Source organism: Rhizobium sp. Leaf384, assembly GCF_001424065.1.
Lineage (GTDB): Bacteria > Pseudomonadota > Alphaproteobacteria > Rhizobiales > Rhizobiaceae > Ferranicluibacter.
The window spans coordinates 267,209-290,879 of the sequence record NZ_LMQE01000001.1 but is presented as its reverse complement, the minus strand read 5'-3'; the positions used below and the strand labels follow the sequence as shown (position 1 = coordinate 290,879).

The 23,671-nt window shown below is 65.0% G+C and carries 23 protein-coding genes; 9 read left to right on the top strand and 14 right to left on the bottom strand.

Annotation, left to right across the window (positions count from 1 at the left end; translation table 11 throughout):
• Positions 1 to 11: 11 nt before the first annotated feature.
• Positions 12 to 1,379, top strand: a complete 1,368-nt coding sequence (locus ASG25_RS01460) for a PleD family two-component system response regulator (protein ID WP_062468367.1) — start codon at positions 12 to 14, stop codon at positions 1,377 to 1,379.
• Positions 1,380 to 1,924: 545 nt separating this feature from the next.
• Here the strand turns inward: ASG25_RS01460 and rpmG are convergent.
• The 6 genes from rpmG to topA form a co-directional block, all read right to left on the bottom strand.
• Complete coding sequence (gene rpmG, locus ASG25_RS01455) at positions 1,925 to 2,092, bottom strand: 50S ribosomal protein L33 (protein WP_062468365.1); 168 nt, start codon at positions 2,090 to 2,092, stop codon at positions 1,925 to 1,927.
• Between the two features lie 89 nt (positions 2,093 to 2,181).
• Positions 2,182 to 3,366 carry an MFS transporter gene (locus ASG25_RS01450; RefSeq protein WP_062468363.1) on the bottom strand — a complete coding sequence of 395 codons (1,185 nt, stop codon included), beginning with the start codon at positions 3,364 to 3,366 and terminating at the stop codon, positions 2,182 to 2,184.
• Between the two features lie 9 nt (positions 3,367 to 3,375).
• Positions 3,376 to 4,146, bottom strand: coding sequence for an NUDIX hydrolase (locus tag ASG25_RS01445; RefSeq protein WP_062468360.1), 771 nt, complete (start codon positions 4,144 to 4,146; stop codon positions 3,376 to 3,378).
• The gene (locus ASG25_RS01440; protein WP_062468358.1) at positions 4,146 to 4,604 is read right to left on the bottom strand and encodes a DUF983 domain-containing protein; all 459 of its coding nucleotides are present in this window, start codon (positions 4,602 to 4,604) and stop codon (positions 4,146 to 4,148) included. Before ASG25_RS01440 ends, ASG25_RS01445 begins: the two co-directional genes overlap by 1 nt.
• A gap of 23 nt (positions 4,605 to 4,627) precedes the next feature.
• The gene (gene rnr, locus ASG25_RS01435; RefSeq protein WP_244479335.1) at positions 4,628 to 6,865 is read right to left on the bottom strand and encodes a ribonuclease R; all 2,238 of its coding nucleotides are present in this window, start codon (positions 6,863 to 6,865) and stop codon (positions 4,628 to 4,630) included.
• 138 nt (positions 6,866 to 7,003) lie between these two features.
• Positions 7,004 to 9,712, bottom strand: a complete 2,709-nt coding sequence (gene topA, locus ASG25_RS01430; RefSeq protein ID WP_062471858.1) for a type I DNA topoisomerase — start codon at positions 9,710 to 9,712, stop codon at positions 7,004 to 7,006.
• Positions 9,713 to 10,119: 407 nt separating this feature from the next.
• On the opposite strand from topA, the gene ASG25_RS21985 reads away from it, so the two are divergent.
• Positions 10,120 to 10,377 (top strand): hypothetical protein, encoded by a 258-nt coding sequence (locus ASG25_RS21985; protein WP_062693588.1) that lies wholly within the window; start codon positions 10,120 to 10,122, stop codon positions 10,375 to 10,377.
• On the opposite strand, the gene dprA is transcribed toward ASG25_RS21985, so the two are convergent.
• Genes dprA through ASG25_RS01410 form a run of 4 tightly spaced genes read right to left on the bottom strand, consistent with a single transcriptional unit; the run spans position 10,306 to position 14,362 of the window.
• Positions 10,306 to 11,475 carry a DNA-processing protein DprA gene (dprA, locus tag ASG25_RS01425; protein ID WP_062468354.1) on the bottom strand — a complete coding sequence of 390 codons (1,170 nt, stop codon included), beginning with the start codon at positions 11,473 to 11,475 and terminating at the stop codon, positions 10,306 to 10,308. The two genes, ASG25_RS21985 and dprA, sit on opposite strands and share 72 nt — an antisense overlap.
• 6 nt (positions 11,476 to 11,481) lie before the next feature.
• Entirely contained in the window at positions 11,482 to 12,096 is a 615-nt protein-coding gene (gene plsY / locus ASG25_RS01420) for a glycerol-3-phosphate 1-O-acyltransferase PlsY (protein ID WP_062468352.1), read from the bottom strand.
• A gap of 23 nt (positions 12,097 to 12,119) precedes the next feature.
• Positions 12,120 to 13,406 (bottom strand): dihydroorotase, encoded by a 1,287-nt coding sequence (locus ASG25_RS01415; RefSeq protein ID WP_062468349.1) that lies wholly within the window; start codon positions 13,404 to 13,406, stop codon positions 12,120 to 12,122.
• Complete coding sequence (locus ASG25_RS01410) at positions 13,403 to 14,362, bottom strand: aspartate carbamoyltransferase catalytic subunit (RefSeq protein ID WP_062468347.1); 960 nt, start codon at positions 14,360 to 14,362, stop codon at positions 13,403 to 13,405. The genes ASG25_RS01415 and ASG25_RS01410 overlap by 4 nt, the downstream gene beginning before the upstream one ends.
• A gap of 221 nt (positions 14,363 to 14,583) precedes the next feature.
• On the opposite strand from ASG25_RS01410, the gene ASG25_RS01405 reads away from it, so the two are divergent.
• The 3 genes from ASG25_RS01405 (at position 14,584) to ASG25_RS01400 (ending at position 16,944) form a co-directional block, all read left to right on the top strand.
• The gene (locus tag ASG25_RS01405; RefSeq protein ID WP_062468345.1) at positions 14,584 to 16,233 is read left to right on the top strand and encodes an acyl-CoA dehydrogenase family protein; all 1,650 of its coding nucleotides are present in this window, start codon (positions 14,584 to 14,586) and stop codon (positions 16,231 to 16,233) included.
• Between the two features lie 170 nt (positions 16,234 to 16,403).
• Positions 16,404 to 16,559 carry a hypothetical protein gene (locus ASG25_RS22480; protein WP_156379916.1) on the top strand — a complete coding sequence of 52 codons (156 nt, stop codon included), beginning with the start codon at positions 16,404 to 16,406 and terminating at the stop codon, positions 16,557 to 16,559.
• 49 nt (positions 16,560 to 16,608) lie between these two features.
• Positions 16,609 to 16,944: a DUF6105 family protein gene (locus ASG25_RS01400; RefSeq protein WP_062468343.1), complete on the top strand. Its 336-nt coding sequence runs from the start codon at positions 16,609 to 16,611 to the stop codon at positions 16,942 to 16,944.
• Here the strand turns inward: ASG25_RS01400 and ruvX are convergent.
• On the bottom strand, positions 16,884 to 17,375 hold the full coding sequence (gene ruvX / locus ASG25_RS01395; protein ID WP_062468341.1) for a Holliday junction resolvase RuvX: 492 nt from the start codon (positions 17,373 to 17,375) through the stop codon (positions 16,884 to 16,886). The genes ASG25_RS01400 and ruvX overlap by 61 nt on opposite strands.
• A gap of 131 nt (positions 17,376 to 17,506) precedes the next feature.
• On the opposite strand from ruvX, the gene ASG25_RS01390 reads away from it, so the two are divergent.
• The 3 genes from ASG25_RS01390 to gatA all read left to right on the top strand — a co-directional run bounded on the left by ASG25_RS01390 (position 17,507) and on the right by gatA (position 20,146).
• Positions 17,507 to 18,211: a metal-dependent hydrolase gene (locus ASG25_RS01390; RefSeq protein WP_062468339.1), complete on the top strand. Its 705-nt coding sequence runs from the start codon at positions 17,507 to 17,509 to the stop codon at positions 18,209 to 18,211.
• A gap of 99 nt (positions 18,212 to 18,310) precedes the next feature.
• Positions 18,311 to 18,598, top strand: coding sequence for an Asp-tRNA(Asn)/Glu-tRNA(Gln) amidotransferase subunit GatC (gene gatC, locus ASG25_RS01385; RefSeq protein ID WP_062468338.1), 288 nt, complete (start codon positions 18,311 to 18,313; stop codon positions 18,596 to 18,598).
• A 66-nt stretch (positions 18,599 to 18,664) separates the two neighbouring features.
• Positions 18,665 to 20,146 (top strand): Asp-tRNA(Asn)/Glu-tRNA(Gln) amidotransferase subunit GatA, encoded by a 1,482-nt coding sequence (gatA, locus tag ASG25_RS01380; RefSeq protein ID WP_062468335.1) that lies wholly within the window; start codon positions 18,665 to 18,667, stop codon positions 20,144 to 20,146.
• Between the two features lie 19 nt (positions 20,147 to 20,165).
• Here gatA and ASG25_RS01375 read toward each other — a convergent pair whose 3' ends face one another.
• The 3 genes from ASG25_RS01375 to ASG25_RS01365 are packed head-to-tail and all read right to left on the bottom strand — an operon-like array spanning position 20,166 to position 22,808.
• Entirely contained in the window at positions 20,166 to 21,701 is a 1,536-nt protein-coding gene (locus tag ASG25_RS01375; RefSeq protein WP_062468332.1) for a glycosyltransferase family 39 protein, read from the bottom strand.
• Between the two features lie 13 nt (positions 21,702 to 21,714).
• Positions 21,715 to 22,053 carry a lipid-A-disaccharide synthase N-terminal domain-containing protein gene (locus tag ASG25_RS01370; protein ID WP_062468330.1) on the bottom strand — a complete coding sequence of 113 codons (339 nt, stop codon included), beginning with the start codon at positions 22,051 to 22,053 and terminating at the stop codon, positions 21,715 to 21,717.
• Positions 21,996 to 22,808, bottom strand: a complete 813-nt coding sequence (locus tag ASG25_RS01365; protein ID WP_156379915.1) for a glycosyltransferase — start codon at positions 22,806 to 22,808, stop codon at positions 21,996 to 21,998. The genes ASG25_RS01370 and ASG25_RS01365 overlap by 58 nt, the downstream gene beginning before the upstream one ends.
• A gap of 180 nt (positions 22,809 to 22,988) precedes the next feature.
• On the opposite strand from ASG25_RS01365, the gene ASG25_RS01360 reads away from it, so the two are divergent.
• Complete coding sequence (locus tag ASG25_RS01360; RefSeq protein ID WP_062468328.1) at positions 22,989 to 23,567, top strand: GNAT family N-acetyltransferase; 579 nt, start codon at positions 22,989 to 22,991, stop codon at positions 23,565 to 23,567.
• Positions 23,568 to 23,671: the final 104 nt, after the last annotated feature.

The window sequence follows — 23,671 nt, the reverse complement described above, 5'->3', positions numbered from 1 at the left end:
GGACGAACCGCATGACTGCACGCATACTTGTCGTCGACGACATACCGGCAAACGTCAAATTGCTGGAAGCGAGGCTCGTGGCGGAATATTTCGACGTCCTCACGGCGTCTGACGGCTATCAGGCGCTGGCCATCTGCGACAGCCGGCCCGTCGACATCATCCTTCTCGACATCATGATGCCCGGCATCGACGGATTCGAGGTCTGCGAGCGGTTGAAGGCCAACCCGAAGACCGCGCATATCCCGGTGGTCATGGTCACCGCGCTTGACCAGCCCTCCGATCGTGTCCGCGGACTGAAAGCCGGTGCCGACGACTTCCTGACCAAGCCGGTGAACGATCTGCAGCTGATGTCGCGGGTGAAGAGCCTCGTGCGGCTGAAGAATGTCAGCGACGAGCTCCGCCTGCGTGCCGAGACGGCCAAGAGCGTGGGTTTCGAGGATCTCTCGCGGGCCGAGCGCCCCGACGAGCCCGGAAACATCCTGCTCGTCGATGCGCGGGCCAGCTCGCAGGACAGGATCGCCCGGGCGCTGAAGCCCGTCGCGGGCCTGACGGTCATCAGCGATCCACAGGCAGCCCTTTTCGAAGCGGCCGAGCAATCCTTCGATCTCGTCATCGTCAACGCGAACTTCGACGACTATGACCCTCTGAGGCTCTGCTCGCAGCTGCGCTCCCTGGAACGCACACGCTATATCCCGATCCTCCTGGTGGCCGAGCAGGGGGCCGAGGACCTCGTTGTGCGCGCGCTCGACCTCGGCGTGACCGACTACATCATGCGCCCGGTGGATCCGAACGAGCTGATCGCACGGTCGCTGACGCAGATCCGGCGCAAGCAGTGCAACGACCGGCTCCGGCTGAGCGTCCACCAGACGATCGAGCTTGCCATCACGGACGGCCTGACAGGGCTTCACAATCGGCGTTATCTGGACAACCATCTCAAGCTGCTGATCGAGCGTGCCACGAAGCGAGGCCGCAACCTGTCGATCTGCGTCGCAGACATCGATCGTTTCAAGGCCGTCAACGACACCTATGGGCACGATGCGGGGGACGAGGTGCTGCGCGACTTTGCCCGGCGCCTGCGCTCGACCGTGCGCGGTGCGGACCTTGCCTGCCGTTTCGGGGGGGAGGAATTCGTGCTGGTGATGCCGGACACGGATGCCGCGACCGCAAGCGCGATTGCCGAGCGGCTGCGCGTCAGTGTCGAGACGGCGCCCTTCTTCGTGCAGGATCGCAGCATCGCGCTGACCATCACGGCGTCCATAGGGATCGCCGTCCTCGACCCCGCGGGAGAAACGCCCGACAGCCTGCTGAAGCGTGCCGACACGGCGCTGTATCAGGCCAAGCGCAACGGGCGCAATCAGGTCGTGGGCGCGGCCGCCTGACGAGGTGCGCGCAGGGAGACCGCGCATCGAACGCCGTCTTTCACCTGACATCGAACCATGGCATCCTGCCGCGGGGCCGTATCACGCAGTTGTGCGATGCGAAGACACGTTCGATGATCTGTGGCGAAATCTGGCCGCAATTTCTCCCGAATCGCCCTGCAGGTCATGGTTATCGTTAACCATGACTGTATCAAAGCGGGCCAAGCTTTAAGATTTCATTGATTTTCTTCGGTATCTCGCCGATGTTCTATGCAGGGAGACGTAAAGCTCCCAAGCCGATCAGTTACCCCATGATGTCAGGTCCGCCGCATCTCCTGGGTCGTGGGGTCGTCGGCCGGTGCGTAACAGTGGTTCCTCGTGCCGCTTGCGTGCCGGCCGGCATCCATCAAACGCCGCTTCTGGTTTCAGGAGCGGCGTTTTTTCATTTCGGGTGCCAGAAGCAGGCAGAGATCAGTACAGCCCGGCGCGCCTGCGCCCAAGCCCGGACGCAAAAAAGGCGCCTGACGATATCGCCGGCGCCTTTCTGGCAGCGCGGGAACCCGATCTTACTTGATCTTGGTTTCCTTGAATTCGACATGCTTGCGCACGACCGGGTCGTACTTCGTCATGCTGAACTTGTCCGTCTTCGTACGGCTGTTCTTCGAGGTCACGTAGAAGAAACCTGTGTCGGCCGTCGACAGCAGCTTGATCTTGATTTTTGCAGCTTTCGCCATGGTCGTCCTGCCTTCTGAAATAACAAAGCCGGACTTCGTTCAAAGGTCCCGGCGAGCTTGGCGCGAAACTACAAATCGCGCCCGAAAAGTCAACCCCGTTTCGGGTTATAAACCAGCCGAGCCAGGGAAAGCACGATGTAAAGCCCGAAGAACGCGGCGATGGACCAGGCAAAGCCGTCATTGCCGAACACATCCATGGAGGCGCCGATGACCTGCGGGCCGGCGACCGTTCCCAGGGCATAGCAGAACACGAACGCCGCATTGGCGGCTGCAAGCTCGGGCCCGTGGAGACGCGTCCCGAGATGGCTGAGGCCGATCGTGTAAAGGCCGGAGATGATGCCGCCCCACAGAAGCAGAATGGTCGCCAGCGCATACCAGTTGGTCGACAGGACGGGCAGGCAGAGCGCACCGACAAGGCCGATCACGGTCAGCGCGACCAGCAGCTTTCGGCGGTCCTTCATGCGGTCCGACAGGAGACCGAGCGGGATCTGGAAGATCAGATTGCCCACGCCCATGATGGTCAGGAGAAGCGCAGCCTGCGATTCGGAAAAGCCGACGCGTGTGCCGTAGACCGGAAACAGCGACAGGCCGCCATATTCCACCGCGCCGAAGACGAAGACGGCGGCCGTCGCCATCGGCACCATGAACACGTAGCGCAGGAAGTGCATCTCCGGCATCTCGTCGATATCCGGGCTTTCCTTGCGGGCGATGATGATCGGGATGGCGCCCAGCAGGATAATGCCGGCGCCGACCGCGAAGGGCAGAATACCCTCGCTGCCGAGGAGCGAGAAGAGCAGGGGGCCCGCCGCGAAGCCGAGCGAGAGAACCGTCCCGTAGATGCCGAAGACGAGCCCGCGCCGGTGGGGCGGCGCCGTGGCGTTGATCCAGAACTCTGACAGGACGAACAGGATGGTGATGCCGCTCTGGAAGACGATCCGCAGCGGGAACCACAGCCAGAAATTCTCCACGAAATAGAAGCCCAGCGCGGGCGCCGCCGCGAGCACGACGGCCACCACCATGATCTGCGCAACGCCGAATCGATGGGCAAGCCGCGTCGTGAAGGACGCCGCGACCATGGAGGCGAGCCCGGCCACGGTCGAATTGAGGCCGATCAGCGTCGAGGAAACGCCGCGGCGCTCCATGATGAAGCTGAGCAGGGGGACGCCGAGGCCGATGGCGATGCCGACCGTGGTCACGGCCGCAAGGGCCGCGATCAGCGACAGCCAATGGATATCCTCAACCGGCTGAGACGAGCCAGGGGTCGTCAGAGACATTCGGTGTCCTCACAGAAGATCGCGGATGGGGCGTCCATTCCGGACATGGAAATACGGCACGGTGCCGTCAAAGCGGAGCAGCGGGTCGGCGTCAAGCCTTGCATGCAACGCGGCAAGAATGCGTGCGGTGATATCGGGGATGGCAACCCCGGACGGATCGCCGACGGAGATCCAGCGAAAGTCCTCCAGCTCCCGGCTGTCCTGCAGCGCGCCGAGATCGAGATCCACCTCGTCGGTGAACAGCGCGAAGAAATGCGTATCGAATCGTCGCACGAGTCCCGTCGGCGTCACGGCTCGGGCGACATAGCGCAGCCGCTCGAGATCCGGCTGGAAGGGCAGGCTTCCTTCAGGGCGGACGGACCCCGGCCAGGCAGGCCCGACGGCGAGGTTGGTCTCCTCGTGCAGTTCCCGCATCGCGGCCAGAGCCAGGGCACGCACTGCGGAAACCGAAAGGCGCCCGCGATAGATGCCGACCAGGCGCTCGAGCAGGGCTTCGGGAAGATCGCGCGCATAGGCGATGCGGTGATCGGCCGGATCGCGCCTGCCACCGGGAAACACGTGGACGTTCGGCATGAACACATGCTGCCGGCTGCGCCGTCCGACCAGCACGCGGACATCGCGGCCGCTTCGATCCAGAAGCAGGATCGAGGCCGCCAGCCGGGGGCGCAACGCCTTTGCCGGCGCTGGCGCCTCGGTGGCGTCGGTCGGCTTGGTCGGCCCGCTCGTCGTCCTGGAGACGGCCTTGAACGCGCCGCCCGCTGCGGCGGCATCGTTGCGCATCAGGTGCGATCCTGCGCTGGCAGCTCGTCTTCCGGTCGATCCTCGTGGCCACCGAAGCCATGCATGCGAAGCGCCCATTGCAGCCCCACGACGCCGCCCTTGACCGGCTGCATGAGGGCAAGCGAACCAAGGACCGTGATCGGCACCCAGATGGCCAAGTGCTGCCAGTTCGACAGCGACACCAGCATTTCCGTCATCATGAAGCCTCCGAGGACCAGATGGCCGACGATCGTGACGACGATGTACGGCGGAAAGTCGTCCGCACGGTGATGATGAAGCGCCTCTCCACAGGTGGTGCACGTGTCGTTGACCTTCAGGAACCGCCCGAACATGCGTCCCTGACCACAGTTCGGACAGCGGTTGAAGAGCCCCCGCCCAATGGATCGGCCGATCGGCCGATCGCGGATCGGCGTATCGCCGAGATGCAGCGTTGCAACGTCCGAGGATGTCTCGTTCATGCGGTCACCATCTTTCATGGGAGTCAGCGCCGCCCGCGCGGCGGTCGGGTGCCGGGCGCCTTGCGTGCGCCCGCCCTGTCGCGGCGTCCGGCCTTGTGGAACGACCGCGTTGCCGCCGGCATCTTGCGGCCCTCGTCCAGCATTTCGAAGCGCAGGGCGCCCGCGAGCGGCACGGCGTCGACAAGCTTGACCCGCACCTCGTCGCCGAGGCGATAGCCGAGACCCGTCTTGTCGCCGACCAGCGCCATGTGGGCTTCGTCGAAGATGAAATAGTCACGGCCGAGCGTCGAGACCGGCACGAAGCCGTCGGCCCCATATTGGGGCAGCGAGATGAACAGGCCGGACTTGGTGACGCCGGACACGCGACCGTCGAACTCTTCGTTGACACGGCCGCTGAGATGGTGCGCGATCAGGCGATCGATCGTGTCGCGTTCCGCTGCCATCGCCCGGCGCTCGAATGTCGAAATCTCTGCGGCGATGTCTTCGAGCGCCCCTTCTTCCGCCGGCGTGATGCCGCCCTCGCCAAGCCCGAGCGAACCGACCAGCGCCCGGTGGACGATGAGGTCGGCATAACGGCGGATCGGCGAGGTGAAGTGCGCGTACTTCATCAGGTTCAGACCGAAATGGCCGATGTTCTCGGGGCTGTAGACCGCCTGGCTCTGCGACCGGAGCACCATCTGGTTGACGATCGTCTCATAGGCCTGATCCTCGGCTTTCGCGAGGATCCCGTTGAAATGGTTGGCGCGCATGTTGCCGCCCTTGACCAGGGTCAGGTCGAGCGTCGCCAGGAACTCGCGCAGGGTCTCCTGCTTGGCGAGCGACGGCGCATCGTGAACGCGGTAGACCAGGGGCTGGCGCTTGATCTCCAGCGTCTCGGCCGCAGCCACGTTCGCCTGGATCATCATCTCCTCGATCAGCTTGTGCGCGTCGAGCCTGTCCGGCACGAAGACACGGTCGACCGTTCCGTCCGGCTTCAGAATGATCTTTCGCTCCGGCATGTTGAGCTCGAGCGGCTGGCGACGATTCCGCCCGACGGTGAGGATGCGATAGGCATCCCAGAGCGGCCTCAGGATCGGCTCGAGCAGCGGGCCGGTCTTCTCGTCCGGCGCGCCGTCGATCGCAGCCTGCGCCTGCTGATAGGAGAGCTTGGCGGCACTCTTCATCATGATGCGGTGGAACGTGTGCCCGATCTTCCGGCCCTCGCGGGTGAAGCGCATGCGCACGGCCAGCGCCGGCCGATCGACCGTTTCTTTCAGCGAACACAATTCGTTGGAGATGCGCTCGGGCAGCATCGGCACGACACGGTCGGGGAAATAGACGGAGTTGCCGCGCTTCTGCGCTTCGTTGTCGAGCGCGGATTTCGGGCGCACGTACCAGGAAACATCGGCGATCGCGACCGTCACGATCACGCCGCCCTCGTTCTCCGGCGCGGTGTCCGGTTCCGCATGCACGGCGTCGTCATGGTCCTTGGCGTCGGCAGGATCGATCGTGATCAGCGGCAGGGATCGCCAGTCCTCGCGATGCGACATGGTGGCCGGACCCGCGGCATCGGCTTCGCGCAGCACGCTGTCGGGAAAGATATAGGGGATGCCGTGCGCGTGGATCGCGATCATCGAGATCGCCTTTTCCGAAGCGACAGAGCCGATGACCGATTTCACCTCCGCCTTCGCAAGGCCGAAGCGGCCGGAGCGGACGATTTCCACCTCGACCAGATCGCCGTCCTTGGCATCGTGGACGCCGCTTGCCTCGACATCCATCTCCTCGCCGCGCTTGTCGATCGGCAGAATGCGGCCGGTGCCGGCGGGCATTTCCCGGAAGACGCCGAGCGCTGCGTTCGCGTTGCGGCGGCGATCGAGAACCTTGACGATGCGACCGGTATAGGCTGGTCCCGTCGGTTCCTTGGAGGGGAAGATCTTGGCGAGCACCCGGTCGCCGATCCCGCCGACAGGCATCTTGCCCTTGGCCTTCGCGACGCTCGACTGGCGGATGAGGACGGCGGGTGCGACGCCCGCATCGTCCGGCCATTCGGCGGGGCGGGCGACGAGTTCGCCATCCTTGTCCCGGGTCGTGATATCGAGAACCGCCACCGGAGGCAGGGCGCCCGGCCGGACGAGCGCCTTGCGCTTCTTTTCCAGCAGGCCGTCGTCCTCAAGATCGCGCAGAGCCGCCTTCAGCTCGATGCGCGCCTCGCCCTTCAAACCGAAGGCGCGCGAGATCTCGCGCTTGGAGGCCTTGTCGGGGTTTTCCGCGATGAACCGCATGAGCACGTCGCGCGGCGGCACGGCGCCATGAATGATCGGCGCTTCATCTGCGGGCGGCAGGGCCGTGCCCGCACGGGCCAGCCGGACCGAGGGCTTTGCGGTCCGTCTCATGCCGATGCGAGGCGATTTGCTCACGGTCTATCCCTTCTGTGCCTTGGCGGCTGCCGCCGTCTTGGGTTTTGCGGCAGCCTTTGCTTTCGTCGTCTTCGCGGCCGGCTTGGCCTTTGCCGCGGCGCGCGGCTTGGCGACCGTCTCGCCGCCGTCTGCCGCAGCTTTCGCCTTGGTCGGTTTGGCCGTCTTTGCCTTAACGGCCTTGGCCTTCACAGGTTTCGTCTTGCCGGCACGTTCTGCCAGAAGCGGCAAGGCCTCCTCCAGCGTGACCGAGGCCGGATCCTTGCCCTTCGGCAGGGTCGCATTGACCTTGCCCCAGTTGACATAGGGGCCGTAGCGTCCGTCGCGCACGGTGATGGCGCCGCCATCGGGATGTTCGCCGAGCTCCTTCAGCGCCGCGACGGCCGCGCCGCGTCCGGCCGGACCTTTCGACGCCTTGTCGGCGAGCACGGAAACGGCCCGGTTCAAGCCGATCGAGAAGACGTCCTCGATGGTCTCGACATTCGCGTATTTCCCGTCATGCAGGATGAAGGGCCCGTAGCGGCCGAGGCCGGACGAGATCATCTTGCCGGTTTCCGGATGCTGCCCGATGTCGCGGGGGAGCGAGAGAAGGGCCAGCGCCTTCTCGTGGTCGATGCTCGCCGGCGTCCAGCCCTTGGGCAGGCTGGAGCGCTTGGCTTCCTTGCCGTCTCCGCGCTGGACATAGGGGCCGAAACGGCCGTTGCGCAGCGTGATCTCCTCGTCCGTATGCGGATCCTTGCCAAGCGCCTGCGGCTCGTTCGAGGCCTGCGCTTCCGCATCGCCGTCCGAGGACAGCTGGCGCGTGAAGTTGCACTCCGGATAGTTCGAGCAGCCGACGAAGGCGCCGTACTTGCCCAGTTTCAGCGACAGCTTGCCGGTGCCGCAGACCTGACAGATCCGCGGATCGCTGCCGTCTTCGCGTTTGGGGAAGACGAGCGGCGCAAGTTCCTCGTTCAGCGCATCGAGAACATTGGTGACACGCAGTTCCTTGGTGTCCTCGATCTGCGCGAAGAAATCCTTCCAGAAGTCGCGAAGCACGTCCTTCCAGTTGAGTTCGCCCGCCGAGATCCGGTCGAGCTTTTCTTCGAGCGACGCGGTGAAGTCATACTCCACGTAGCGGTGGAAAAAGCTCTCGAGGAAAGCCGTGACAAGACGTCCCTTCGCCTCGGGGATCAGCTTGCGCTTGTCGATCACGACGTATTCGCGGTCGCGCAGGGTCGCCAGCGTCGAGGCATAGGTCGAGGGCCGGCCGATGCCGAGCTCTTCCATGCGCTTGATCAGGCTCGCTTCCGAATAGCGTGGCGGCGGCTCGGTGAAATGCTGGCTCGCATTGACCGTCTGCTTGGCGACGTTTTCGCGCGCCTTGATCTCGGGCAGGCGTCCTTCGTCCTCGGCATCGTCACTCTGTTCGCCGTCTTCCTTCTGATCTGTATAGGCGGCGATGAAGCCGTCGAAGCGGATGACGGAACCCACGGCCCGAAGTCCGGCCTTGCGGCCTCCGTTCTCGGCCAGGATTTCCACGGTCGTGCGTTCGATCTCGGCCGAAGCCATCTGGCTGGCGATGCCGCGTTTCCAGATCAGGTCGTAGAGACGCAGCTGGTCGGCGTCGAGAAACCGGCGCAACTGGTCGGGCGTCCGGGTGAAGTCGGTCGGGCGCACGGCTTCGTGCGCTTCCTGCGCGTTTTTCGCCTTGGTCGAATAGAGACGGGGCTTCTCGGGCACATACCGTGCTCCGAACTGGTCGCCGATGGCGCTGCGGGCGGCGTCGATCGCTTCTGCCGCCATCTGTACGCCGTCGGTTCGCATATAGGTGATCAGACCGACGGTCTCGCCGCCAAGGTCGATGCCCTCGTAAAGCCGCTGGGCCACCTGCATGGTGCGCGACGCGGAAAAACCGAGCTTGGAGGAGGCCGCCTGCTGCAGCGTCGATGTGGTGAAGGGTGGCGAGGGATTGCGCTTGACGGGTTTCGCCTCGACCGTATCGACGACATAGGATGCGCCTTCGAGCAGGGCCTTCAGATCGTTGGCCTGTTCGCCATTGGCGACCGAGCGCGCCTGAAGGCGCTTGCCGTCGGCGGCCACGAGACGCGCCTCGAAATCGTCGCCCCGCGGCGTCTTGAGGACGGCCGACAGGTTCCAGTATTCTTCCGAGACGAAGCGTTCGATCTCCGACTCGCGGTCGCAGACGAGCCGCAGCGCGACCGACTGGACGCGGCCGGCCGAGCGGGCGCCCGGCAGCTTGCGCCACAGGACCGGCGACAGGTTGAAGCCGACGAGATAATCGAGCGCGCGGCGCGCCAGATAGGCATCCACCAGGGGCACGTCGATGTCCCGCGGATTGGCCATGGCGTCGAGAACCGCCTTCTTGGTTATGGCGTTGAAGACGACCCGGCTCACGGGCTTGTCGCCGATCAGCTTCTTCTTGCGCAGAAGATCGAGCACGTGCCAGGAAATCGCCTCGCCTTCGCGATCCGGGTCGGTCGCCAGAATAAGACCGTCTGCGCTCTTGAGCGCGGTGCCGATGTCGTTCATGCGCTTGGCTGACGCGGTGTCCACCTCCCAGAGCATGGCGAAGTCTTCGTCGGGCTTGACCGACCCGTCCTTGGCCGGAAGGTCGCGGACGTGACCGAACGAGGCCAGGACCGTGTAGCCGGGGCCGAGATACTTGTTGATGGTCTTTGCTTTGGCCGGCGATTCAACGACGACGACATTCATGGTCATAGGATTCAGCAACCATTGAGGAGGGTGACAGACTTCCCTCGGCCGTCACGCCGGGAACTTTTGAAGCCTCGACATGGAGGGGGATTTCCTCGCGGTCAAGTGGTGAGCATGAAATTAGCCAGTTTGCATGAACCGGCAGACGATCTGAAACCCTTTCATTTATAGGGGTTTGATGATCTCCCTGCGACAAGGTGCCGACCCCGGGCGATCCCGACCGAATACAACGCGCCACAACCTAAGGGGGATAATGTTATTATTGCAATTAGGAATATTTGGGTTATCGTCTGCCGGAGACGAGACGGCGCATCGATGAACGCGCGGTGGTGACGGCCTGACGGCCGCCGCCGCTCGGGCTGTCTGCTGCCGTCTCGAGAGCAAGGCCAAGCCCATTAGGACGTTTCATGGTGCCCGTATATAATGACTCCGCAGTTCCCGCGACGCCTCCGGACGAGAGCCTGGCCTATATCCGTCAGATGCTGGGAGAGCTGCGGGGCGTTGCGGATGAAAAGGGGGCGGACATGCTCTGCTACCTGCTGGAAATGGCCTATGTGGAAGCGGGCGACCTGATGTCCGGACGCCGCGCTTTGTCAGCCAAGCGGATCGATGGAAACGCGGCCGCCGGGGTGTCGGTGAAGCCGGCTGGCAAGATCAAGCTCTAGAAGCACGAGATAGACCGCGGAGGCGGAAAAGCCGGTGTGCCGGATGATGTCGTCGATGTCGACCGGCGTCGGTCCCAGCGCATCGACGATCGTCTCGCGCTCGCGCTCGCCGGGCGGCGGGGTCATCCGCAGGGTCTCCGCGCCCACGTCCGTTTCCTCGGTTTCGCGCGCCTGCGGCTGGTCGAAAAGGTCGATACGGCTCAGCGGCGCGAGGGCTTCCAGAATGTCGCGTGCTTCGGTCGTGACCACCGCGCCGTCTTTCAGGAGGCCATTGGTCCCGTGACAGCGTGGATCGAGCGGCGATCCCGGAACGGCGAAGACGAGACGCCCGAAATCAGCAGCGTAGCGTGCCGTGATCAGCGAGCCGGATCGGCTCGCGGCCTCCACCACCGCGAGCCCGAGCGCCACGCCGGCGATCAGCCGGTTGCGGCGCGGAAAGTCGCGCGCTCGCGGTTCCCAGCCAAACGGCATCTCGCTGATGGCGAGGCCTTGCCCGTTCGTGATCTCGTCGAGAAGGGGAACGTTCTCGGGCGGGTAGGGCATGTCGATGCCGCCGGCCAGAACCGCGATCGTGCCGGTGTCGAGGCTCGCGCGATGGGCAGCGGTATCGATCCCCCGGGCAAGTCCCGAGATGATCGCATAGCCCGCCCGCCCGACGTCGCGGGCCAGCATCGCCGCAAATTTGGCGCCGCTGATGGAGGCGTTGCGCGCGCCGACGATCCCCAGCGCCGGCGCGGTGCCGGTCGCGGCATGTCCCTTGACGGCAAGGAGCGGGGGTGCGCCGTCGATCTGCCGCAGCGCGGCGGGATAGTCAGGTTCGCCGATACCGACGAATCGGGCACCGCAACGCGTGGCGGTGGCCAGCTCCCGCTCGGCCTCTGCGACCGTCGCGATGCGGATGGCGCGGGTCGATCCGCCCCGGCGCGAGAGTTCGGGCAGCATTTCCAGCGCCGTCTCGGCCGATCCGACATGATTGATGAGGTCGCGGAAGGTGACGGGGCCGACATTGTCGGAGCGGATCAGGCGGAGCCAGGCAATCCTTTGACGATCCGTCAGCGCGATACCTTTGCCACCGGGGGCCTTCGCGCTGTCGCTCATCGGCGCCTATCCCTTCTGACCGATTCGGCTTTCCGTTCCTGCGATCAGACGCTCGATGTTGGCGCGATGCTTGAGCCAGGTGATGAGGCTCAGCGCGACGAACAGGAGGCCGATCCGTCCATAACCGGCGACGAGGAGCACGATCGGCACCACAACGGTGGCAACGAGCGCCGACAGCGAGGAATAGCGCGTGACCTTGGCGACGATCAGCCAGCAGGCGGCGAAGACAAGGACGACAACAGGCGCGAGACCAAGGAGCACGCCGATATAGGTCGCGATGCCCTTGCCGCCCTTGAAGCCGAGCCAGACCGGAAAGAGATGGCCGAGAAACGCGCCGAAACCGGCCGCGATGCCGGCGTCCGGACCGAGGAGATAGGCCCCGACCGCTGCGGCCAGCGTTCCCTTGAGCGCGTCGAGAAGCAGGGTTGCCGCGGCAAGCTTCTTGTTGCCCGTGCGCAGCACGTTCGTCGCACCGATATTGCCGGATCCGATCTTGCGGACATCGCCAAGGCCGGCCGCCCGCGTCAGGATCAGGCCGAACGGGATCGAGCCGAGCAGGTAGCCGAACAGAAGGAAGCCGAGCGTCGGCAGGGCCGGGAGCGGCCACATGAACAGGTCCATCGATGTCCCCTCGCATCAGCCCCCTACAGGCTGTGCACGCACTTTCCTGCAACATAGGTGCGAACGGCGCGGCCCGTAAAGCGGGCATTTTCGAACGGCGTGTTTTTCGAGCGCGAAACGATCGCCTCCTTTGCGACCACCCAGGGTTCGTCGAGATCGATCAGCGTGATGTCGGCCCGCGCACCCGGCTTGAGCGTGCCCGCATCCAGCCCGAAGATCTGCGCCGGCCGTGTCGACAGCGCATCGATCAGCCGGATCAGCGGCACTTCGCCGCTATGATACAGTCGGAGGGCGGCAGCCAGCATCGTTTCCAGACCGATCGCACCGTCGGCGGCATCGGCGAAGGGCAGGCGCTTGGTGTCGACGTCCTGCGGATCATGCGAGGACACGATGATGTCGATCCGCCCGTCGGCCAGGGCCTGAACCATGGCCTTCCGGTCGTCCTCGCCCCGCAGTGGCGGCGTTACCTTGAAGAAGGTCCTGTACTCCCCGATGTCGTTCTCGTTGAGGGACAGATGGTTGATCGAGATGCCCGAGGTCACGTTGACGCCGCGCGATCTGGCCAGCGTGATGGCATCGACCGACTCCGGCAGGGAAATCTTGGCCGCATGGTAGGCGGCGCGGGTCAGCCCGGCCACGCGCAGGTCGCGTTCCAGGGGAATGATCTCCGCCTCGCGCGGTACCCCCGAAAGCCCGAGCCAGCTGGCCAGCAGTCCTTCGTTCATGACGCCGCCGGCACCCAGATATTTGTCGCGCGACTCCAATGCGATCACCATGCCGAATTCGCGGGCATAGGTCATCGCCCGCCGCAGGACCAGCGTATCGTGCAGGGCCGCCCGGCCGTTGGTGAAGCAGACGGCGCCGGCCTCGCTGAGAAGGCCGAATTCGGTCATCTCCGTGCCATGCAACCCCTTGGTCAGCGCGGCGGCCGGATAGACGTTGACGACCGCCTTGTCGCGGGCCGTCTTCATGACGAATTCGACAAGCGCGATGTCGTCGATGACGGGGTCGGTATCGGGCATGGCGATGAACGAGGTGATGCCCCCGACGGCTGCGGCTTGCGCGGCCGAGGCGATCGTCTCGCGATGTTCGGCGCCGGGTTCGCCGACGAACACGCGGGCATCGACCAGCCCGGGCACGGCGACCAGGCCCCGGCAATCCTGTACGGTCGCGCCTTCCGGATGACCCTGGCGGGTCGCATCGCTGCCGGCAGCAAGGATAACGCCGTCGCGGATGACGATCGTGCCGGTCTCATCGAGGTTGCGCGACGGGTCGATGATGCGCAGGTTGGTCAGGACGAGGTCGGTCATGCGCGGAAACCCTGGTTGTTGAGGCCGCCCTGATGCTGGGAGACGAGCAGCGCCTCCATGACGGCCATGCGGACGGCAACGCCCATCTCGACCTGCTGTTCGATCACGCTCTGCGGGCCATCGGCGATTTCGGAGGCAATTTCGACGCCGCGATTCATGGGGCCGGGATGCATGACGAGCGCGTCGTCCTTGGCCGCCTTCAGCTTTTGCGCATCGAGGCCGTAATAGCGGAAATATTCGCGGACCGACGGCACGAAGGCCCCGGCCATCCGCTCGCGCTGCAGCCGCAGCATCATCACGACGTCCGCGTCCTTCAGGCCTTCTTCCATCGAGTGGTAGACCTCCGCCCCCATTTCGGCGATGCCGGCCGGCAGCAGCGTTGCGGGCGCGACGACGCGCACGCGTGCACCCATCTGGTTCAGCAGAAGAATGTTGGAGCGCGCGACGCGCGAATGGAGCACGTCGCCGCAAATGGCCACGATGATGCGCGACAGCTTGCCCTTGGCCCTGCGAATGGTCAGCGCATCGAGCAGCGCCTGGGTCGGATGCTCGTGTTGTCCGTCGCCGGCATTGATGACCGAGCAGGACACCTTCTGCGCCAGAAGGGCGGCGGCACCGGCCGACGAATGGCGAACGACCAGCACGTCGGGATGCATCGCGTTCAGCGTCATGGCGGTGTCGATCAGCGTCTCGCCCTTCTTCACCGACGAATTGCCGACCGACATGTTCATGACGTCCGCGCCGAGGCGCTTTCCGGCAAGCTCGAAAGAGGATTGCGTCCGGGTCGAGGCTTCGAAGAAGAGATTGATCTGCGTCAGGCCCCGGAGCGTCGAGGTCTTCTTCTCACGCTGGCGGGAGATTTTCACCGCCTCGTCCGCCAGGTCCAGAAGTCCGGTGATATCGCGCTCGTTCAGGCCCTTGATGCCGAGAAGATGGCGATGCGGAAAGAAATCCATGGGAAGCCCGCCTCAGATGGTCGCGTTGTCGCGCTCTATAGAGCCTCGGCAGGAGGGCGGCAAGGCAGCGCGCGCGAACAGCTGAGGACAAAGCCGGCCTTCCGTTCGCGCACGCGGTTCTCGCGGTGGGAGAACGCCATCCGTCAGAGCCGCATTCGATTTTGCGGGAGGGTGTGGCTGGTGCTGTTCCTAACCCACGGGACTTCGGCTAGAACCGGATCATGACCGTGACTCGACCCGATGCGACCCCTGACGACCTCAACCAGCCAAAACCCTGGTCGGGTATCAATGCCTACCGCTCCGACCCGCTGCTGACCGACGTCGCAAGCGGGCTGCCGAAGACGTTGCGCGACGATTTTGACGGACTCGGGCGCTATGTGACGTCGCCCGAGGCGCAGGATCTTGCACGCATGGCAAACCAGGGCGTGCCGCAGCTGCGCACGCACGGGCCACGCGGCGAACGGCTGGACGTGGTCGATTTCCACCCCGCCTGGCATGCCCTGATGCGGCGCTCGATGGCGGCCGGCCTGCATGCGTCCATCTGGGAGAACCTGGCCGACGAACGCGGCCATGCGCACAAGGCCCGCGCTATCCGCTTCTACCTGACCGCGCAGCTCGAGAGCGGGCATCTCTGCCCGCTGACGATGACGAGCGCCTCGCTCGCGGCCATGGCGGCAACGCCGATGGTGCAGAAGGAGTGGGCGCCCAAGATCCTGCAGCGGAAGTACGACGCGTCCAATCGCCCTTTCCTGCAGAAGTCCGCCGTGACCGTTGGCATGGGCATGACGGAAAAGCAGGGCGGTACGGATGTGCGCGCCAATGTCTCCACGGCCGAGCGCGTGGGCGAGGGGATCTACCGGCTCTCCGGCCACAAGTGGTTCATGTCCGCGCCGATGAGCGACGCCTTCGTCATGCTGGCCCAGACGCGCGAAGGTCTCGGCTGCTTCCTTGTTCCCCGTCTGCTGGAAGACGGATCGGCCAACGGCCTCCGGTTCCAGCGGTTGAAGGACAAGCTCGGCAATCGTTCGAACGCCTCCGCCGAAGTGGAGTTCTCCGAAACCTTCGGCTTCATTCTGGGCGCGCCGGACGCCGGGATCACGACGATTCTCGACATGGTCACGCTGACGCGGCTCGATTGCGCCTTGTCCTCGGCCGGCATGATGCGGGCGAGCCTCGCGGAAGCCGTGCACCATACCCGCGGACGTATGATGCTCGGTCGGCCGCTCGTGGCCCAGCCGATGATGACCCGCGTCCTCGCCGACATGGCCCTCGACGTGGCGGCGGCCAGCGCGCTGTCGTTCCGGCTGGCCGATGCGTTCGACCGTGCGCGCGACAGCGCGGAGGAGGCGGCCTATGCCCGCATCATGACGCCGGTCGTCAAATACTGGGTGTGCAAGACGGCACCGACCCTGATCGCGGAGGCCATGGAGTGCCTCGGCGGCAACGGCTATGTGGAGGAGCGCCCGATCGCCCGCCACTACCGGGAGGCACCGGTGAATGCGATCTGGGAGGGCTCGGGCAATGTGATGGCCCTCGACGTGCTGCGCGTTCTCAAGCGCGGTCGCGAACTGTTCGAGGCCCTGTTCGAGATCATCGGCCTCGACCTCGGTCCTGCCGCGCGAAAGACCATCGATGTGCTGCGCGCCGCGATCCTGCTTTGCGAACGCGACGAAGGGGCGGCCCGCCTGCTGGTCGAACAGCTGGCCCTGGCCGCGGCCGCGGCCGAACTTTACCGGCTCGGCGCCGGCCGAATCGCGGACGCCTTCATGGAGTCGCGGCTCGCCGCCGGCTGGCGCTCCACCTATGGCATGCTCGATTCGCGGTTCGACAGCGCGATCATCGTCGATCTGCTCTACCCCGCCTCCAGCTAGTCGGCTTCGCCCGCAGCGCGGGCGCGATGCCGCGCAGAAGCCGCCCGAGGCGGCGTGCATCGCGCACGTTCCTCGGCACATCTCCGCGCATTAACCTTAACGAAAGGTTGACGTTGCCTCGTCAGGGTTAACGGCCCATGTGTTGCGGATCGAAGCCGCACGGAGCCCGCATGATGCGCGCAGTCCTGACGTTCATTCCCATGTCGATCTTTGCAGCCGTCACGATGGACGTGGCCGTACCGGCGCTGGTCCTGCTCGTCTGCGTCGTCGCCAGTCGCGCCCTCGCTGCCGTCAGCGGGCGGCGCATGCGCGGTGCAGCGTCATGAGGGGGCGAGCGGACGTGAACGCGACAACGGCCACGGAAGGAAACCGGACATGAAATGGCTTCTCATCCTCTGGGGCGGCCCCGTCCTGTTCCTGACGAGTTGGTACACGCTCTCTTACAACGACATCAATTTCGGCATCTTCATGTTGTCGCGCGAGGCGAATGATCTCGTGTTCCAGCTCTACGGCAACGTACTCGGGATCGATCCAAAGGCCATTCCGCCGCTTGTTGCGCGCGCCATGATCTTCGACAGCTTCGTGGTCTTCGGTCTGCTGGCGCTGCGCAAGCGCAAGGCCATCATCGCCTGGTACCAGCAGCGCAGGGCTCAGTCGTCTCTCGCTGCCGCCGCCCGGGCGAGCGACGCCAACCTGTCGAGTGCGCCCTGAAGAATGAAGGACGCGGCCGCCGAATCGATCCGGTCCGCGCGCTTGGCGCGGGAGACGTCCATCTCGATCAGCGTCCGCTCGGCGGCGACCGTGGACAGCCGCTCGTCCCAGTAGACGAAGGGCAGGGCGGTCTTCTGCTCCATGTTGCGCACGAAAGCGCGCGTCGCCTGCGCGCGCGGCCCCTGCGATCCGTCCATGTTGACCGGCAGCCCGATAATGAAGGCGATGATCTTTTCCCTGTCGGCGAAGGCCAGAAGAGCATCCGCGTCGGGGGTAAACTTGATGCGCTTGATGACCGTTCGCGGCGTTGCCAACCCCCGTCCGAGATCGGATACGGAAAGGCCGATCGTCTTCGTGCCCAGGTCGAGCCCGGCAATCGCCCCGCGCGGTGGCAGTGCAAGTGCCAGCTCCTCGATGGTCATCACGCTCATGGAAATCCTTTCCGTCGGCCTTTGTCTTTGCCCGTCGGTGTTCCATATGCTCCGCGGGCGCCGATTTCGCCAGCGCGCTTTTTCGCGCGGCCGGTCAGGGCGCGCATGCTACAGATGACAGGAGATATGTCATGAAGATCAAATGGCTCGGCCATTCCGCTTTCCACATCGAAACGGCAAAAGCCAGGATCCTGATCGACCCGTTCTTCACGGGCAATCCATCCTTCGACGAATCGACCCGCAAGGACGCGGCGGCCGGCCTCGACTACATCCTGCTCACGCATGGGCACGGCGACCACGTCGGGGACACCATTGCCCTTGCCAAGGAAACCGGCGCGACGGTCGTCGCCAATGCGGATCTCGCAAGCTGGATCGGATCGCGCGGTGTGTCTGCCCTCGAAATGGGCAATACGGGCGGAACGATCCACCTCAAGGGCTTCTCCACCACCTTCGTCAACGCGCTGCACTCCTCCGCGCAGATCACCGAAGACGGCGTTTCGCACGCGCTCGGCAACGCCAACGGCCTGGTGCTGCATTTCGAGGACGCACCGACCCTCTACCACATGGGCGACACCGACATCTTTTCCGACATGGCCCTGATCCACGAACTTCATCAGCCCGACATCGGTCTCGTCCCGATCGGTGACCGCTTCACCATGGGCGGCGCCGTGGCTGCGCTCGCTTGCCAGCGCTACTTCAAATTCACCACCGTGCTCCCCTGCCACTATGGTTCCTTTCCGATCGTCGACCAGACCCCGGACCTCTTCATTGCCGCGATGGAGCCCGCCAGCACGAAGGTCGAAGTCCCTGCCGTCGGTGGCGTCGTGACCGTCTGATCGGGTCGCCGTGGCGGACTTGGCCTGAATCCCCCGTTGCGCGCGTCCGTCGTGGTCAGTATAGCGGGGGATCATTTCCCGTCAGGCCCGGAGTCCGCCATGTCCGTCGATCTCGCCACCGTCAAGCGCGTCGCACATCTTGCCCGCATCGCCGTCAGCGAAGACGATGCCAACCGCATGACCGGTGAGCTCAATGCGATCCTTGGCTTCGTCGAACAGCTCGGCGAGGTCGATGTGTCCGGCGTCGAGCCGATGACCTCCGTGACGCCGATGGCGATGAAGAAGCGCGAGGATGTGGTGACCGACGGCGACAAGGCCGACGACATCGTGGCCAATGCGCCCAATTCCGACCGCAACTTCTTCCTCGTGCCGAAGGTCGTCGAATAGACCGTCCGTCCAGACCACGCTGAAGATCGTTTCGCCCGCCTGTCGTTTTCGAAAGTCCCGTCCGCCATGACCGAACTCACCCACCTCACCATTGCCGAAGCGCGCGACCGGCTGGCCGCCCGCGACATCACGGCCGTGGAACTGACCGATGCCTATCTCGCCGCCATCGATGCGGCGAACGGCGCCTTGAACGCCTTTGTCACGGTGACGCCCGAGAAGGCCCGGGCGATGGCGAAGGCGTCCGACGAGCGCCTCGCCGCCGGCAAGGCCGGTGCGCTGGAGGGAATTCCGCTCGGAATCAAGGACCTGTTCGGCACCGAAGGCGTGCACACGCAGGCCTGCAGCCACATTCTCGACGGGTTCGAGCCGCGCTACGAGTCGACGGTAACCCAGAATCTCTGGAACGACGGCGCCGTCATGCTTGGCAAGCTCAACATGGACGAATTCGCCATGGGCTCGTCGAACGAGAGCTCCTATTACGGCCCGGTCAAGAACCCCTGGCGTGCCGAGGGATCCAACCTGGATCTGGTGCCGGGCGGCTCCTCCGGCGGGTCGGCCGCGGCTGTCGCGGCCTTTCTGTGCGCGGGCGCCACGGCCACCGATACCGGCGGCTCCATCCGCCAGCCGGCGGCCTTTACGGGCACGGTCGGAATCAAGCCGACCTATGGCCGCTGCTCGCGCTGGGGCATCGTTGCCTTCGCGTCCTCGCTCGACCAGGCCGGGCCGATCGCGCGTGACGTCCGCGACGCCGCGATCCTTCTGAAATCGATGGCAAGCGTCGATGCCAAGGACACGACGTCGGTCGATCTGCCCGTCCCGGATTACGAAAAGGCGATCGGCCAGACCCTGAAGGGCATGAAGATCGGCATTCCCGCCGAGTATCGCGTCGAGGGCATGCCGGAGGACATCGAGACGCTGTGGCGTCAGGGTATCGCCTGGCTCAAGGACGCCGGTGCCGAGATCGTCGACATCTCGCTGCCGCACACGAAGTACGCGCTGCCGGCCTACTACATCGTCGCGCCGGCCGAGGCGTCCTCCAACTTGGCGCGCTATGACGGTGTGCGCTATGGGCTGCGTGTCGACGGCAAGGACATTGCCGACATGTACGAACAGACCCGCGCCGCCGGCTTCGGCCAGGAGGTCAAGCGCCGGATCATGATCGGCACCTATGTGCTCTCGGCCGGCTATTACGACGCCTATTACCTGCGTGCCCAGAAGGTGCGCACGCTGATTAAGCGCGATTTCGAGACGGCCTTTCACGCGGGCGTCGATGCGATCCTGACGCCAGCCACGCCGTCCTCCGCCTTCGGCATTGCCGACGAGGCGCTCGCAGCCGATCCGGTCAAGATGTACCTCAACGACATCTTCACGGTGACGGTGAACATGGCGGGACTGCCGGGCATCGCCGTTCCCGCGGGCCTCGACGGCAAGGGCCTGCCACTCGGCCTGCAGCTGATCGGCAGGCCCTTCGAGGAGGAAACGCTGTTCAAGACGGCGCATGTCATCGAGCAGGCTGCCGGCCGCTTTTCGCCCACGAAGTGGTGGTAGGCATCAAGCACCGGCGACGTCAGGGCCGCAGGCACCTGCCGTCGGCGGCGTAGGATGTGAGCACGCGGCCCTGCAGGAAGCCGGTCTGCGGCCGGATGGTCGCCGGCAGCTTGACCGCCCCGGCCATGCAGGCGAAGGGCTCGTCCGTCACCAGAAGCACCCGCGGGCCATCCTGAAGAGGCGCGTAGGTCCGGTCCTGCTCGTAGCTGTTGCGCGGCGGCTGGCCCGTCGGCCGCGCACGGACCGCAATCTCCGAACCGCGCAAGGTGTAGACGAGATCCGCGAGGATATCGCGGTCCTCGGCGACGATCGTCGTCAAACCCTCCGCTCGGGCCTGATCCGCCAGCGACAGGCTGAGCGCGCTTCGCCCGAGATACCGGTTGAGGATCGGCGGCTGACCGGGAAGATGCGTTTCCGGGAAGGCGCAGAGGAGCGGCAGCGCGACGGCCACCGCGCCATTGAGGGCGAGACTGATCCACAACCCTCTTTTCCAGGTGGCGTCGAGATGGCAGACGGCGAGGACCACGCCGGCCACATAGGCCGTCGCCGCCCAGTTTGCATAGGCGCGCGACATCAAAGCCTGCACGACGAGCAGTCCGATGATAGGCCATGAGAGGATCACCAGCTGGCGGTCGGTTGCTGTGCCGCGACCGCGCAGCGTCAGGATCAGCGCTGCGATCATCGCGGCGAAGATGACCGGGCCCACCACGCCGAATTGCGCGGCGAAGAAGCCGGCCGCGCGATCGACATGCAGATGAAACCCGCTCCAGCCGATATTGTCCGACGTATGCCGGAAGGTCGCGCCGCCATGCCGGGCATTCCACACGAGGTTGGGAAGAACCGTCATGAAAGCCACCAGCGTGGCGATGGCGGCGTGCTGCCAGCGCAGCCGTGATCGACGGACGACATGGGCGGCAAGAGCCGCGGTGACCGGGAAATAGAGCATCGCGTATTTCGACAGAAGACCGAGCCCGATGGCGAGACCCAGCCCGAGCGCGGAGATCATGCCCGGAGCGATCATGGGGGCCGGGGGGCGGCCTGGAGCCGGGTCCGCGCGTTCGCCCGGCCTGTCCATGTACCCGCCTATTCCCATGCGAATGTCGACGTCGGCGCGCACGGCATGGAGGGTGCTCAGGCGGGCCGTTGCGAGCGCGGCGAGCGCGTAGAAGAACAGAAGGCTCGTATCGGTCGACACGAACACCGATGAAAGTGCGACGCCCGGCAAGGTCACGAAAGTTACGCCCGACCAGGCGGCGATCCGGGCCGATCGCGTGACGGTTCGGGCAAAGTGCATGAGGGCGAGGGCGGTGGCGCCGTGCAGCAGCGGCGAGGAAAGGCGGATCCAGAAGCGGCTGTCCGAGCCGCCGAGCGCGGTCGTCAGGTGGATCACCCAGGCAATCATCGGCGGCTTGGAATAATAACCGAAGTCCAGATGCTGCGACCACATCCAGTACTGCGCCTCGTCGACGAACAGATCGGTCCGGTCGAAGGCAAGCAGCAGGATCCGATAGGCCGTGAGCGCAAGGATCAGGAGAACGGCGCGGCTCGACGTCATCGGGAAAGGCGCGTCAGGGGTTCGCGCCCAGCGCCGGCCCGGTCTGCCCGCCGTGGTCGCCGCGGCTGCGATGGATGAGGACGATGTTGCGCCCATAGATCACCACCCCCATCACCTGTCCGAGAATCAGCACGGGTTCGCGACGATGCAGGCCGTAGGCAAGCAGCGTCAGGCCGCCAAACAGGGAGAACCACCAGAAGGCATGGGGGATGACCGAGCGTTTTTCCTTTTCGGAACGCAGCCACTGGATGATGAAGCGCAGTGAGAACATGGTCTGCGCGAACAGCCCCACGATCAGCCAAGCGAGATCCGTCGGGGACTCGATTCCGAAGAAGACGAGAATGTCATGCATGAAAGGACGCCTTGTTCCTCCGGCCGGACGATCTTGCGGCGCCGGATCAGCCAGGCGACGCCGACGAGATCATGGAGCCCGACCAGCGCGCGTTGCAGGTTGGTGTAGTTGGAGACCCCGGCATGACGCGATCGATGTGCAACATCGACATGCGCAAGCGTAAACCCCTGCGCCGCGACCAGAGCCGGCAGGTACCGGTGCATGTGGTTGAAGTAGGGGAGTTCGAGGAAGACATCGCGGCGGAACGCCTTCAGGCCGCACCCCGTGTCCCGCGTCGCGTCGGAGAGGACACGGGCGCGGATCGCATTGGCGATGCGCGAGGCGATGCGCTTCGAAAGCGTGTCGGCCCGATTGACCCGCTGTCCCGCGACGAGCCCCAGCATCTCCGGACGCCCGGGAACGAGAAAGGGTGCCAGGAGATGCGGGATCTCGGACGGAGGATTCTGACCATCGCCATCGAGCGTGCAGACAAGCGCCGCGCGGGCGGCGAGAACGCCGGAATGGACGGCCGCCGACTGTCCGCCGGAACGGCTATGGACGACAAGTCTCAGCCAGGGGCGGCTTGCCATGGCGGCCAGGATGCGCGCGCGCGTCGCGTCGGTCGAGCCGTCATCCACGATGATGGCCTCGATGCAGAGGTCGCGGCATGCATGTTCGATTTCGTTGACGAGAAGCTCGACGTTCTCCGCCTCGTTCTTCATGGGGACAACGATGCTGGCGACCAGAGGCAGCGCAGAAGAGGGTGGGGCCCGCATGAACGTCTCGATATCACCAAGGAGCGAAATTGGGCGCCGGCCCTGAGCCCGACGCATGCGCGCTACATTAGATCCGTTTCATAAAGCTTTTGTGTCAGAGGTATCGTTTGTGTGTTGCCCTCCGTCCGGCAGCTGCCCGCCCCTTGCACGTGGCTGTTGCCTTGAGTTCGGCCACGGCCCATGGCAGTCTTGCACGCTTTCGAAGAGGGGAATGTGGTCGTGACGACGATCCGGGCTGCGCGGGAAGACGAAGCTTCGCTGCTGGCCGATATCGGGCTTGCCGCCTGGGAAAGCGCCATTGCGGGCGTCGATGCCGGATCGGCGGAAAACGTGTCCATGCAGGAGGTCGCCCATTTTGCCTTCCTTGCCTTTGCGCGGTCGCGCTGGCACCGCATCCACGTGGCCGAAACCGACGGACTGGTGATCGGCTGGGCCGCCTGCGAACGCCCGGACGGCGTGATCACCGACTTCTGGATCCACCCGGATTTCCAGCGAAAAGGGGTGGGCGCCCGCCTGATGGACAAGCTCGAGATCGACATTCTCTCGGAAGGGACGGAGGTGGCGGAGACCGCAACCCATGTGGACAATGCGGCTGCCCTGGCCTTCTTTGCCAAGCGCGGCTTCCACGTCGCCTGGCTTTCGACGCGCTACGCAGCGCGCCTCGACCGCGATGTCGAGCAGATCGGTCTGAGAAAGTTGCTGATCTGCGCCGACGAGACCGAGGACGGTGTCTACGGCGCCTCGGGCGCGGGGGTGTGATCGCCCGCAAATGTCGGCAGGCGCGGCACGCTGTCGACGCTGCGAGCCTTGCAACGCCGGTATAGATGTTTTACCGAACGGGCTGCCCGCCTGCGAAAGAACCG